Below are 13,142 nucleotides of genomic sequence, written 5' to 3'. Positions count from 1 at the left end.
CAACCAACAGCTCCTGAGTTTTTCGCACGAAAGAGCCTCGAAAGGCGGAAAAACTCAGGAGCTGTTGGCTTGGGAGGAGGCGTCAGTCGAGGGCGAGGAGGCGGATCGCGACGCCGTAAGGGTCGAGCGCTACAGACGGGGATGCGTCGCCGTCGAGCGTCCGCAGCTCGCCGCCGGCGACGGTCGGCTCGACCGTGACCGCGGTGTCGTGCTGCGACACGAAGAACACGAAGCGGCGGCCGTCCTCGTGCACGAGCGCGTCGGTGAAGACGCGCGGGTCGTCGAGCCGCACATCCCGCTCCACATCCGCGACGACGGCGAGCGCGTCGTATAGCCGCCACGTCTCCTCCGGGTTCACGCGGCCCTGCGCCGACGCGAAGAACTCGAGCGGATACGTGCACAGCACCGCGCGCCCCGCGCCGTGATCGCGCACCACGACAGCCGGCCGGCCGTGCGCATCCACCGCGACGACGCGACCCGACGTCGTGCGCACCGGGAGGTACGTCCGCCCGTTCTCGTTGCCCGCCGCCGCGAACGACAGCTCCGTCCCGGCCGCGATCGACCCGAAGTCCTCGGTGAACCGCAGCGTCACGGTCGCGTCCGTCACCGGCTCGGCGAGCCCGTACGCGCTGTCCATCCGCACCCCGAAGAGCTCCTCCGTGTGCGCCCACCAGGGTCCGCGCTGCACGCCGCTCGGCCCGTGTGAGTACGACGCGTACACGGTCGCCCCCTCGCCCGCCAGCGACACCAGCTGCTCCCACGAGGTCGCGCATAGCTGCTTGACCGACGGCAGCAGGTACAGGCCGTACCCGGTCGGCAGCCCGCCGTCCTCCTTCTCGCGCACCACCGCGACGGGGATGTGCGCCTCATGCGCCGCGACGTAGGACTGTTCCCCCGTCGCCACGATGTGCGCGCGCTCCTCCTCCTGCGTGAACGGGTAGTCCTCGGCGAGGTGCGAGGGGACGACGAGCGCCGCATCCACCGGCGCCCGCCGCACCGACGGCAGCTCGATCGCGGCGAGGTCGGCGGCGAACCGCGCCAGCTCGCGCAGCGGCGGCTTGGGGTTGCCGTGACGGTCGGTGATTCCGAAGTGCATCTCGAAGGGATGGTGCGAGTACGGCCGCTGATCGGCGAGGTCGTCGTAGTCGGTGTTGTTCCACGCGATCCATCCCGTGGCACCCGCCAGGAGCGTCGAGTACAGCAGCTGCCGGTAATAGGAGGCGGCGCCCGCGTCCGACACGAAGTCGCTCGTCAGGCCGAACTCCTCCATGATGACGGGCAGTCCGTCGGTCGCCGCGAGCTCCGCGATGAACGCCGCCTTGAGGTGCTGCCGCACCTGGTCGGTCTCCATCCGGTACACGTGCGGGCCGATGAAGTCGGTGAACTTCGCCAGGTCGCGCACCGAGAACCCATTGTCGTGACCCGTCGTCTCGATGCCCCAGGCGCCGTCGCCGACGGCGACCGGCTGCGTCCCGCCGCCCGCGCGCACCGCATCCACCAGCAGCGAGGCCCACGCGTCGACGATGGGACGGGGCGCCTCCCCTCCGTAGATCGGCACCTCGTTGGTGAGCAGCCACCCGGCGACGGCGGGATGCGCGGCGAACCGCGACGTCAGCTCCCGCACGTACCAGGCCTGTCGCCCGACGAACCAGACGTCGCTGTACAGGTCGCGGCCGTCGCGCCACGCCGGGTCCCAGTTCTCGCCCGACATGTGCCCGACGAGGAACGTCGGGACCGTCGTCATCCCGATCTCCGTGTGCGCGTCGAGGAAGTCGGCGAAGTTCGCCACGCACTGCTCGTCGAGGGAGTCCGGGGTCGGATGGAAGTCGGGCCAGTAGAAGAAGGAGCGGGTCATGTTCAGGCCGTGCTCGGCGAGCACACGCAGCTCTTCCCGCACGATGGCCGCGTCGTAGCGCGTCCACATCAGCGGGCCGCCGGTGCGCGACCAGAAGTTGGCGCCGAGCCACACCACGGGGGCGTCGTCGACCTGCAAGACCGGGGATGGGCGATCCATGGTGCCTTTCAGAAGGAAGAGGGGATGCGGCCGCGCGTCACTTCACCGCGCCGGCGGTCAGACCGGCGACGAAGTTGCGCTGCAGCAGGAGGAACGCGACGACGATCGGGATGGACACGACCAACGACGCCGCCATGATCTGGTTCCAGTACACGTTCGTCTGGGTCGAGTAGAGCTGCAAGCCGACCGCGAGCGTCCTGTTCTCGTCCGTCGTCATCACGGATGCGAACAGCACCTCGCCCCAACTGGTCATGAACGAGTAGATCGCGACCGCGATGAGACCCGGGCGGGCGGCCGGCAGCACCACGTGCCACAGTGCGCCCATGGGACCGGAGCCGTCGACCTTCGCGGCCTCGTCCAGGTCGCGCGGGATGCCGTCGAAGTATCCCGCGAGCATCCAGATCGAGAACGGCAGCACGAACGTGAAGTACGTGATGATGAGGCCCCACCGGGTGCCGACCAGCTGGATGCCGGTCGCCTGGTTGATGTTCACGAAGATGAGGAACAGTGGAAGCAGGAAGAGCACTCCGGGGAACATCTGCGTCGACAGCACGGTCGTGGTGAACACGTTCCGGCCCTTGAACCGGTAGCGCGACACGGCGTACGCGGCGAACACGGCGATGACCAGCGAGATCAGCGTCGCCGCGCTCGACACGATGAGCGAGTTCACGAAGTACGACGCCAGCGGGACGGTCGACCACATGTCGATGAACGGCTGGAACGTGATCGTCTGCGGCCACCACGTGAACGCCGACTGCACTTCGGAGAGCGGCTTCACCGACGACGTGATCATGACGTAGAGCGGTACCACCGTGAACACGGTGAGCACGGCGATGGTGACCCAGCGGAAGACGTGGGAAGAGCGGGTCTCACGCATTGCGGTTCCTCCGGTTGACGACGAGCAGGTAGGCGCCGGTCACGACCAGCAGGAACAGCAGCAGGAGGACGCTCATCGCGGCTCCGGAGCCGAAGTTCCAGGTCAGGAAGGAGGCGTTGTAGATGTGGAACGAGATCAGGTCGCCGGCCGCGGGTTGGGCTGTGCTCCCGAACAGCACGAACGGTGTGTTGAAGTCGTTGAAGGTCCACAGGAACATGACGAGCAGCAGAACGGAGTTGACCGGCCGCAGCATCGGCAGTGTGATCGCGCGCCACTGGCGGAAGGGCTTCGCGCCGTCCACCGCGGAGGCCTCGTACACCTCCGACGGGATGGACTGGAGACCCGCCATCAGCATCAGGAACGCGAACGGCCAGAGCCGCCAGATCGCGACGATGACGATCGACCAGAAGGCGTTGCCGCCGATCAGCCAGAACGGCTTGTCGCCCGGAAGGCCGAGGTTGTCGAAGAGGAAGTGGTTGATCGCGCCGGTGTCCTTCTGGAACATGAACTTCCAGGTGATGATGCCGGCGTAGAGCGGCAGCGCGTACGGCACGAGGAACAGCGTGCGGAAGAACGCACGCCCCCGGAACCGGCCCTGCAAAGAGACGGCTGCCGCCATCCCGAGCACCCAGGACAGGCCGACGACCAGGATGGTGAAGCCGACGGTGACGAGGAACGACCGGAGCAGCCCGGCGCCGACCGACCCGTTGAAGTCGAGCGCGACGGCGTAGTTCTTCAGGCCGACGAACGGCGCCTCGCCCCAGTTGGCGATGTAGAACTTCGTCAGCTGCGTGAAGCTGATCCAGATGCCCGTGAGCATCGGGACGACGTGGATGAGGAGCTCGAACACGATCGCCGGTGCGAGCAGGATGAACGGGAGCCACCATCCCTTGGGGCGGCGGCGCTTGGGCTGGGGCGGTGCAGCTGCGGCGGCCGGCACGGTGCGCGCTGGGCCGCGGACGTCTGTCGTCGTCGACATGAGTCTCCTTGAGGGGTGTGGCTGTCCGCCGGGCGGGACGCGGTGGCCGCGCCCCGCCCGACGGGCTGGTTTCCGGGTGTCAGCCGCCGAGCGACTGCTTGACCTGGTCCTGCGCGTTCTTCAGAGCCGCCTTGATGTCGGCGTCGGAGACCGTGCTGCCGGTGGCGATCTTGGCGAACATGTCGTTCATCGCCTTGCCGACGGTGTTCTCGAACTGGTCCTCGGCCGGCACCAGCGGGAGCGGCTTGGACATGTCGTTGTAGATCTTCTGGAACGTCGCCGCCTCTTCGGCGTTGTCGGTGAAGACCGGCTTGGCGTCATTCAGCACCGGCAGGCTGGCGTACGGCTTGCCCAGCGTGGTCTGGACGTCCTCGCTCGTCATGTACTTGACGAACTTGAGCGCCGCATCCTTCTGCTTGGTGTTCTTGAAGATCGACAGGTTGATGCCGGCGATGAAGGTGGCGATGTCCTTGCCGCCCTCGGGAGCCGGGAACGGGACGACGCCGTACTGGTCGTTCTTCATTCCGTTGGCGACGATCGAGGCGTCGGCGTTGTTCTGGCTCAGGATCATCGCGACCTTACCGGTGGCGAAGTCGTTGACCGCCTGCACGCCGTTGTCGTACTGGGCGTTGGACGGGTTGACGACCTTGTCGCTCTGCATCAGGTCGAGGTAGCGCTTGATGCCGTCGATGTTGGCCTGGCTGTCGAACGTCGGGTTGCCCTTCTTGTCGAACCACTCGCCGCCGTTCTGCGCCGAGTTGATGAACGCGAAGTGGACGTTCTCGGTGTAGCTGCCCGCTGCGAGGGCGAAGCCGTACTGGCTGCCGTTGGTGAGCTTCTTCGCCGCGGCGACGAGCTCCTCCCACGTCGTCGGCGGCTGCACGCCGGCGTCCGTGAACATCTTCTTGTTGTAGTAGAGGCCGTATGCGAGGCCGTACAGCGGGACGCTCGTGACGGGCTTGCCCTCGGCGCCGCCGGTGTCGAGCGCGGCCTTCACGAACTTGTCGCTGCCGCCGATCGCCTTCATGTTGGCGTCGTCGAACGGCAGGAACGCTCCGGTCGCCTGCAGGGAGGCGGCCCAGGTGTTGCCGATGTTCAGCACGTCCGGGCCCTGGCCCGAGGTGACCGCCGTCTGGATGCGGGTCTGCAGGTCGTTCCAGCCGATGACCTCCAGCTTGACCTTGATTCCGGTCTGCTTCGTGAAGTCGTCCAGGACGGGGGTGAGGACCTGCTTGTCGTTGTCGAGGCTGGTCCCCTGGTTGCTCGCCCAGTACGTGAGCGTCGCTCCGCTGGACGACGATCCGGATCCCGAGCTGCTGCAGCCCGCGACCACGAGCGAGACCGCTGCGGCTAGTGCCGCGACGGCGATGGCGCGTTTCCTCATTGTGACTCCTTCGTCTCTTGATGGGGGGCGATCCCGGCCCTGGTGCGAGAGCCGGACGCGGGAGCGCCACGCTGAGCCTAACTTAACCGGTTCAGGTGTCAATCCTTGACTTCACCTCGTCCGAGGGTATACCGGCCGGTCGCCCCGGCCGCGCCGTCCCGCGCGCTGCGCGCGCCGCGCTGGCCGCCAGGATGTGGCCGCGAGGTGCACGTAGTGGCGGTCCGCTACGGCGTGTCGCCCGCAACGACGTGCACTTCGGTAGGCGGCGTGAAGGGCGAGCGGCGACCGCGCGCTCAGCGCGCGGCGTGCTCGCCGGCGCGGATGCTGGTGGCGCGGGGCACGAGCCGGCTCGGCCGTGCGCGGCGGTCGAACGCCGGGCGCCCGGCGAGCTGGTCGAGCAGCAGCCGTGTCGACCGCCGCCCCTGCTCCTCCGGGTACCGGTCGAGCGCGGTGATCGGCCGGGTGCCGAGGCGGCAAAGCAGGGAGTCGTCCCAGCTGACGATGGCGACATCCTCGCGGCCGGCGTGGTTGAGCGCGGTCTGTGCGCCCAGGGCGAGCAGGTCGTTCGACGTCAGCACCGCGGTGAGGGAGGTGTCGGTCGACAGCAGCTCGGCGGCGAGCCGCTCCCCCGACTCCATCGAGTAGTCGGAGACCGCGAACGAGAACTCGACGCCGAGCTCCCGCCCGTGCGCGGCGACGGCGTCGCGGCGGTCCTGCTCGTGCTCGAACTCGGCGGGTCCGGCGATGTGCAGCGCGCGACGATGGCCGAGGGAGGCCAGATGCTCGACGAGGAGTCCGGCGTCGGCACGCGCGTCGTACAGCAGCACCTTGCCGGGCGCGACCGCCTCGCGGTTTCCGTGCAGCACGAACGCGAGGCCGAGCTCCTCCAGCAGCTGCGGTCGCGGGTCGTCGAACGTGATGTCGAAGAGCATGACGCCATCCACCCGCGCCTCCGCGCTCCAGCGGCGATACGCGGCGACCTCCTGGCCAGAGTCCGCGCCGACCATGCGCAGCAGCAGCGACTGCCCGGTCTCGGACAGTTCCGACTCCACCCCGGCGAGCAGGCTCATGTAGTAGGGCTCGGCTCCGAGCAGGCTCGGGTCACGGCGGAGGACGATGCCGATCGTGTCGGACCTCGCCCGCGACAGAGCGCGCGCGGACGAGCTGGGGTGCCATCCCAGCTGCTCCGCCAGGGCCAGCACCCGCTCGCGCGTCTCGTCGCTCACTCCGGGGAGCCCGTTGAGCGCGTACGAGACGGACGCCTTCGAGAGACCCAGCTGGTCGGCCAGCCCCGCGATGGTCACGCGCCCCGCTCCGTTGCTCACGGCCGCCTCCCTTCATGGTGCGCGGCCAACAATACTTGTTCGCGCGTTTCGCGCACCCGCCAGGTCGTGCGAGAACGCTCAGGGGATGCCGCGCCCTGCGCCCGGCCCGTCGCCCGGACGGATTGGACGGCGCACCCCGGGTTTCCCGACGAACGGCCGCAGCCCGGTCGGGCAGAATGTCGGCGTGAGCCCATCCCGGACCAGCACCGTCTTCGAGCGGCAGCGCCCCGACCCATCCGTCGTGCGGCACGCGCTCGCGGCCAGCAGGCAGGCCGTGTTCTGGACGGAGGACGCGCCCGCCGAGCGTCATCCGCGCCTCCACGGCGACCTCAGCTGCGACCTGGCTGTCGTCGGCGGCGGCTACACGGGCCTGTGGACGGCGCTGCTCGCGAAGCGGGAGGATCCGTCCGCGCGCGTCGTCCTGCTCGAGGGCCGTCGCGTCGGCTGGGCGGCCTCCGGCCGGAACGGCGGCTTCTGCGAGGCGAGCCTGACGCACGGCGACGAGAACGGCCGCACCCGCTGGCCCGGCGAGTTCGACGAACTGCAGCGGCTGGGGATGCAGAACCTCGACGAGATCGAGCAGACCGTCTCCGAGCTGCGGCTCGACGCGGAGTTCGAGCGCAACGGCGCCCTGGATGTGGCGACCGAACCGCACCAGCTTCCCTGGCTGCGGGAGGCCGAGGGGCCGGAGGCCACCCTCCTGGACGGGGACGCGATCCAGGCCCTCGTCCACTCCCCGACGTACGAAGGTGCTCTGCTGCGCACCCGCGACTCGGCGCTCGTCCACCCGGCGAAGCTGGTCCGCGCCCTGGCACAGGCCTGCAGCGACGCGGGGGTCGAGATCTTCGAGCGCAGCCCGGTCGAGAGCATCGGCGACGGGACGGTGCTCGAGACGCCGACGGGAACCGTCCGCTCCCGCCGCACCGCTCTCGCGACCAACGTCTTCCCCAGCCTGCTGCGGCGGAACCGTCTTGCGACGGTGCCCGTGTACGACTACGTGCTGATGTCGGAGCCGCTGACCGCATCCCAGCGGCAGTCGATCGGATGGGAGGGCCGGCAGGGCATCGGCGATTCGGCCAACCAGTTCCACTACTACCGCCTGACCTCCGACGATCGCATCCTGTTCGGCGGCTATGACGCGGTCTACCACTACGGCGGTCGCGTGCGGTCGTCGTACGAAGATCGCCCGGCGTCGTTCCGGCGCCTGGCCGGGCATTTCTTCACCACGTTCCCGCAGCTGGAGGGGCTGACGTTCACGCATCGCTGGGCGGGCGCCATCGACACCTGCAGCCGGTTCTGCGCCTTCTTCGGATCGGCACGGGAGGGACGCGTCGCCTACGCCGCCGGCTACACCGGCCTCGGTGTGGCGGCGACGCACTTCGGTGCGAAGGTGATGCTCGACCTGCTCGCCGGCCGCACCACCGAGCGGACGGAGCTGGAGATGGTGCGCACGCGACCCATCCCCTTCCCGCCAGAGCCCGCAGCGGCGATCGGGATCAACCTCACCCGCTGGTCCCTCGACCAGGCCGATCACCGCGCCGGACACCGCAACGCCTTCCTCCGCGCGCTGGATGCGGTCGGCCTCGGCTTCGACTCCTGACAGCGTCCGTCCCGTCGGGCGTCGAGGTGACGCAACACGCCGTTCGGGCGCCTTCCACGACGGCGTGTCGCGTCAACCAGATTGCCGCGGTCAGGTCAGGTCAGGTCGCGACGCGACCCCGCGTCAGCACCGCGGCGTGGAGGGCCGCGACGGTCTCGCCGTCGTCCAGGTCCATCCCGAGCAGTTCTTCGATCAGGGCGATGCGCTGGTAGAAGACCGACCGGGAGAGGTGGCTCGCGGCGGCCGCGCGCGTCCGGTTGCCGGGGTGGCTGAGGTACGCGCGCAGCACCTCCACGAGGTCTCCGCCGGTCGCCAGGTCGTACTCGATCAGCGGGCGCAGCAGCTGCTCGGTGTGCTCCAGCAGCCGCGGGTCGCTGCCGAGGGCGTTGACGAGCCGCAGCAGCGGGCGATGCTGCACGCGCTGGATGAGCGGGGTCCGCCCGAGGCGCGCGTCGGTTCGCGTGGCGGAACCCGCTGCCAGTTCGACCGCCTCCTCGAGCGACGACAGCAGTCCGGTGACCCCTCGCGCGTCCGATCCGACGGCGACGACCGCCACCGGGTCGTCGAGGCGCACCGACCCGACGCCGTCCGCGATCGACGAGAAGAGCGCATCCGCGAGCTGCCGTCCCGGCCGCGCCGACACGGCGACGACCAGGGTGCCCGCCTGCTCGGGATGCCGCCCGGCCACCGCGTCGACACCCGCCGCCCGCGCCGCCTCGACGGCCCTCGCCGCCGCGGGCACGGGAACGGTGCCCGACCTCAGCCGCACGGCGACGCCGGCGACCGCTCGGCCGCCGAAGGGAAACCCCGCCGCCTCGAACCGCGCCGTCACGCCGCCCTCTCCCGCGAACCGCCGCCCGAGGAGCGCCGCGAGCAGCGCGTCGTGGCTGCGCCGCGTCCACTCGTCCTCGTCCCGGTCGGAGAGCCGGCTGAGCGCCAGCGCGACGGCGGCCTGCTCGAGCACGTTGGAGCGCCCGGCGGGATGCGGCTCCCCCGGCAGACCGACCAGGTGACCCCAGCGCATCCCCCGCGCCTCGACGGGGACGATCGTCCACCCGGCCTCGCCGGACCGGTGGGCCGCGCGCGACCGCTGCTCCCAGCCGGCCAGCTCGTCCTCGCCCGGTGCGCTGCGGTCCGGGGCGGCCGCGCCACCGCCGGTGCCGCTCGCGGTCAGGCCGCTCGCCGTCAGGCCGCTCGCCGTCTGCCCGCTCGCCGTCAGGCCGCTCGCGGCGATCACCCGGTGGCTGGTGTCTTCCAGCACGACCGGCGACCCGAGCACGCGCGCCGCCTGCTCCACGATGAAGTCCGCCGGGCTCCCGCGCAGGCTGAGGCCGGTGAAGAGCGCATGGATGTCGTCCCGCGCCCGCAAGGCCACCATCTGCTCCGCGATGATGCGCGAGTGCACGGCCTCCGTGATCGCGACGAACCGCGCCTCCCGGTGGAGCACGACGAACGGCAGGCCGGCCGTCTGGAACTCCTGCACCAGGGCCGCGGGCGCTGCGGGCACGGGTGCGCCCAGCTCCAGCACCAGCCCGGCCACACCGGCCTCGACGAGCACCCGGCCGAGCCGCCGCAGAGCTGCATCGTCGGAGGGCCAGCCGACTCCCGTGGCCAGCAGCAGCTCGCCGCCGGAGCTGAGCCTGGCCGCCTCCGCCGTCTCGGCGACATGCACCCAGCGCACCGGCGCATCCAGCCGCTCCCGTCCGGTGAGCACCTCGGGCAGGGCGACGGCCACCGGTTCCAGGCGCAGCACCTCGCGCACCGTCGGCAGCACGGACGATGACGGCGCGTGCAGCTGCGGCGCACTCCCCGGACTGTCCGGACGAACTGTTCGGCCCGCGTGCGGGTCCCGACGATCTGGCATCGCTTCTACCGCCCCTGCTCTGTGATCATTGGGAGGCAAGCTTACTGTCACCGTCGGGCAGAACGTCCGGCGAAACCGCGAGGAGGATCCCCGTGGCCCTGATCCGCCACTTCATCGCCGGCGAAGAGATCGCCGCAGAATCGACCGGCGCCCTGCGCACCGGCCCGGTGTTCAATCCGGCGACCGGCGAGCGCCAGCACGAGGTCGCCCTCGCGGACGCCGCCGAGACCGAGCGCGCGATCGCCGCCGCGCGCGCTGCCTTTCCCGGCTGGCGCGCCACCAGCCTGACCAAGCGCGCCGACGTGATGTTCCGCCTCCGTCACCTCCTGACCGAGCGTCGCGACGAACTCGCCGCCATCGTCACGAGCGAGCACGGCAAGGTGCTCTCCGACGCTGCGGGCGAGATCGGCCGCGGGCTCGAGAACGTGGAGTTCGCGAGCGGCCTGATCGACAAGCTCAAGGGCGAGTACAGCGAGCAGGTGTCCACCGGCATCGACGTGCACAGCGTCAAGCAGCCGGTCGGCGTCGTCGCCTGCATCACCCCGTTCAACTTCCCCGTCATGGTGCCCCTGTGGATGGTCGCCAGCGCAATCGCGTGCGGCAACACCGTCGTGCTGAAGCCGAGCGAGAAGGACCCGAGCGCCTCCGTGTTCCTGGCGAAGCTGTTCCGCGAGGCCGGGCTGCCGGACGGCGTGCTCAATGTCGTGCACGGCGACAAGGAGGCGGTGGACACCCTCCTCGACTCCCCCGACGTCGCCGCGGTCAGCTTCGTCGGCTCCACGCCGATCGCCCGCTCGATCTACCAGCGCGCGTCGGCCAACGGCAAGCGCGTCCAGGCGCTCGGCGGTGCCAAGAACCACATGGTGGTGCTGGCGGACGCCGACATCGACGCCGCCGCCGATGCCGCGGTCTCGGCCGCCTACGGCTCCGCCGGCGAGCGCTGCATGGCGGTCAGCGTGGTGGTCGCGGTCGGCGACGTGGGCGACCGGCTGGTGCCGGCCATCCAGTCGCGCCTCGGCGCCCTGCGCATCGGGCCAGGCACCGATGCGGCCAGCGAGATGGGTCCGCTCATCACGCGCGAGCACCGCGACAAGGTGGCCTCGTACGTCAGCGGCGCAGCGGCGGAGGGCGCGACGGTCGTGGAGGACGGCACCGCGCGCTCGTTCGACGGCGACGGCTTCTTCGTCGGCGTCAGCCTGCTCGACAACGTGAAGCCGGGGATGAAGGCGTACGACGACGAGATCTTCGGCCCGGTGCTGTCGGTGGTCCGGGTCGACACCTTCGACGAGGCGATCGAGCTCATCAACGCCAACCCGTACGGCAACGGCGTCGCCCTGTTCACCCGCGACGGCGGTGCGGCACGCCGCTTCGAGTTCGAAGTGGAGGTCGGGATGGTCGGCATCAACGTGCCCATCCCCGTCCCGGTCGGCGCCTACTCGTTCGGCGGCTGGAAGAACTCGCTGTTCGGCGACTCTCACATCTACGGCCCCGAGTCGTTCCACTTCTACACGCGGAGCAAGGTGGTCACCACGCGCTGGCCGGACCCGCTGCACTCGCGCATCGAGCTGGCGTTCCCCGGCAACGCGTGAGCGAGGAGACGACGATGACGGACACCATCCCGGCCACCGGCACGCGAACCGGCTACCTAGACCGGCACGGAGTCGAGCATCCGTTCGGGGATGCGGCGGCCGAACGCCAGGTGCGCAGCGACGACCGCGGCCACGTCTTCCACTCGTGGAGCGCCCAGGCGAAGATCGACCCGCTGCCGATCGCCGCGGGCGAGGGTTCCACGTTCTGGGACTACGACGGCAATGCGTACCTCGACTTCAGCTCGCAGCTGGTCAACCTCAACCTCGGTCACCAGCATCCCGATCTGGTCGCGGCCATCCAGCAGCAGTCGGGCCGCCTCGCCACGGTGCAGCCCTCGATGGCGAATGACGTGCGCGGCGAGCTCGCGCGACGCATCGCCGGGGTGGCGCCGGGGACGCTGAACAAGGTCTTCTTCACCAACGGCGGGGCGGACGCGAACGAGTACGCGGTGCGCCTGGCGCGCGCGGTGACCGGCCGCCGCAAGGTCCTGTCGATGTACCGCTCGTATCACGGCGGCACGTCGACCGCGATCGCCCTCACCGGCGACCCGCGGCGCTGGGCGAACGAGCCGAGCGACCCGTCGGTCGCGCACTTCTTCGGCCCGTACCCGTACCGCAGCGCGTTCCACTCGACCTCGCCGGAGGAGGAGACGCAGCGCGCCCTGGAGCACCTCGAGAACGTGATCGTGCTGGAGGGCGCCGGCACGATCGCGGCACTCATCGCCGAGACCGTCGTCGGCACCAACGGCGTGCTGGTGCCGCCACCCGGGTACCTCGCGGGCGTGCGGGAGCTGTGCGACCGGTACGGGATCGTGTACATCGCCGACGAGGTCATGGTCGGCTTCGGGCGGGTCGGCGAGTGGTTCGCCGTCGATGCGTTCGACGTGGTGCCCGACCTGATCACCTTCGCGAAGGGCGTCAACTCGGGATACGTGCCGCTCGGCGGCGTCGTCATCTCGGACGCCATCGCGGCGCAGTTCGACGATGTGCCATTCCAGGGCGGCCTGACGTACTCCGGACATCCCCTCGCCTGCGCCGCCGGTGTCGCCACGTTCGAGGTTTTCGAGCGCGACGGCATCCTGGAGCGGGTGCGCGACCTCGGCTCGCGCGTGGTCGAGCCGGAGCTCCGGTCGTGGCAGGAGCGGCACCCGTCGCTCGGCGAGGTGCGCGGCCGCGGCCTGTTCTGGGCGCTGGAGCTGGTGCGCGACCGCGAGACGCGGGAGCCGCTTGTGCCGTTCAACGCCGCTGGAGCGGATGCGGCGCCCATGGCCGAGGTCGCCGCGGCCTGCAAGGCCGCGGGCGTCTGGCCGTTCACCCACTTCAACCGCGTGCACGTCGCGCCGCCGCTGGTCATCGGCGAGGACGAGCTGCGTCGCGGTCTCGCCGCGATCGACGCGGCGCTCGATGTGGCGGACCGCTACGCGCGGGCCTGACGGCCGGGTGGATGGGCGGCACCCGATGCCGCCCATCCACAGACCGAAGTTGTCCACATCCTGCCTCCGCCCGGTCG

General features: G+C 70.3%; 9 protein-coding genes. 3 read left to right on the top strand and 6 right to left on the bottom strand.

All coding sequences use genetic code 11. The annotated features are described in order from the left end of the window. Positions 1 to 82 precede the first annotated feature (82 nt). From ACF1AJ_RS01545 to ACF1AJ_RS01525, 5 genes are all read right to left on the bottom strand, one after another. The gene (locus tag ACF1AJ_RS01545; RefSeq protein WP_391505845.1) at positions 83 to 2,014 is read right to left on the bottom strand and encodes a cellulase family glycosylhydrolase; all 1,932 of its coding nucleotides are present in this window, start codon (positions 2,012 to 2,014) and stop codon (positions 83 to 85) included. A gap of 37 nt (positions 2,015 to 2,051) precedes the next feature. Next, positions 2,052 to 2,891 (bottom strand): carbohydrate ABC transporter permease, encoded by an 840-nt coding sequence (locus ACF1AJ_RS01540; protein WP_018191516.1) that lies wholly within the window; start codon positions 2,889 to 2,891, stop codon positions 2,052 to 2,054. Then, on the bottom strand, positions 2,884 to 3,870 hold the full coding sequence (locus ACF1AJ_RS01535) for a carbohydrate ABC transporter permease (RefSeq protein ID WP_020077269.1): 987 nt from the start codon (positions 3,868 to 3,870) through the stop codon (positions 2,884 to 2,886). Before ACF1AJ_RS01535 ends, ACF1AJ_RS01540 begins: the two co-directional genes overlap by 8 nt. Positions 3,871 to 3,949: 79 nt before the next feature. Next, positions 3,950 to 5,254, bottom strand: a complete 1,305-nt coding sequence (locus ACF1AJ_RS01530; RefSeq protein ID WP_391505844.1) for an ABC transporter substrate-binding protein — start codon at positions 5,252 to 5,254, stop codon at positions 3,950 to 3,952. A 293-nt stretch (positions 5,255 to 5,547) separates the two neighbouring features. Next, positions 5,548 to 6,579, bottom strand: a complete 1,032-nt coding sequence (locus ACF1AJ_RS01525) for a LacI family DNA-binding transcriptional regulator (RefSeq protein WP_391505843.1) — start codon at positions 6,577 to 6,579, stop codon at positions 5,548 to 5,550. A gap of 184 nt (positions 6,580 to 6,763) precedes the next feature. Here ACF1AJ_RS01525 and ACF1AJ_RS01520 point away from each other — a divergent pair, with 184 nt between their 5' ends. Continuing rightward, the gene (locus tag ACF1AJ_RS01520) at positions 6,764 to 8,179 is read left to right on the top strand and encodes an NAD(P)/FAD-dependent oxidoreductase (protein WP_391505842.1); all 1,416 of its coding nucleotides are present in this window, start codon (positions 6,764 to 6,766) and stop codon (positions 8,177 to 8,179) included. Positions 8,180 to 8,279: 100 nt separating this feature from the next. On the opposite strand, the gene ACF1AJ_RS01515 is transcribed toward ACF1AJ_RS01520, so the two are convergent. Further along, positions 8,280 to 9,932 carry a PucR family transcriptional regulator gene (locus ACF1AJ_RS01515; protein ID WP_391505841.1) on the bottom strand — a complete coding sequence of 551 codons (1,653 nt, stop codon included), beginning with the start codon at positions 9,930 to 9,932 and terminating at the stop codon, positions 8,280 to 8,282. A 203-nt stretch (positions 9,933 to 10,135) separates the two neighbouring features. On the opposite strand from ACF1AJ_RS01515, the gene ACF1AJ_RS01510 reads away from it, so the two are divergent. Together ACF1AJ_RS01510 and ACF1AJ_RS01505 are read left to right on the top strand one after the other, a co-directional pair. After that, positions 10,136 to 11,632, top strand: coding sequence for a CoA-acylating methylmalonate-semialdehyde dehydrogenase (locus ACF1AJ_RS01510; protein ID WP_391505840.1), 1,497 nt, complete (start codon positions 10,136 to 10,138; stop codon positions 11,630 to 11,632). A 14-nt stretch (positions 11,633 to 11,646) separates the two neighbouring features. Further along, positions 11,647 to 13,065 carry an aspartate aminotransferase family protein gene (locus ACF1AJ_RS01505; protein ID WP_391505839.1) on the top strand — a complete coding sequence of 473 codons (1,419 nt, stop codon included), beginning with the start codon at positions 11,647 to 11,649 and terminating at the stop codon, positions 13,063 to 13,065. Positions 13,066 to 13,142: the final 77 nt, after the last annotated feature.

The sequence above is a fragment of the Leifsonia sp. NPDC014704 genome (genome assembly GCF_043083605.1).
Classification (GTDB): domain Bacteria; phylum Actinomycetota; class Actinomycetes; order Actinomycetales; family Microbacteriaceae; genus Leifsonia.
The sequence above is the reverse complement of the archived record's forward strand: the minus strand, read 5'-3'. Positions and strand labels throughout refer to the sequence as shown.

Coding starts and splice junctions, on each gene's coding strand:
- ACF1AJ_RS01505 (WP_391505839.1), top strand. CDS start 11,647: ATGACGGACACCATCCCGGCCACCGGCACGCGAACCGGCTACCTAGAC.
- ACF1AJ_RS01545 (WP_391505845.1), bottom strand. CDS start 2,014: ATGGATCGCCCATCCCCGGTCTTGCAGGTCGACGACGCCCCCGTGGTG.
- ACF1AJ_RS01530 (WP_391505844.1), bottom strand. CDS start 5,254: ATGAGGAAACGCGCCATCGCCGTCGCGGCACTAGCCGCAGCGGTCTCG.
- ACF1AJ_RS01540 (WP_018191516.1), bottom strand. CDS start 2,891: ATGCGTGAGACCCGCTCTTCCCACGTCTTCCGCTGGGTCACCATCGCC.
- ACF1AJ_RS01535 (WP_020077269.1), bottom strand. CDS start 3,870: ATGTCGACGACGACAGACGTCCGCGGCCCAGCGCGCACCGTGCCGGCC.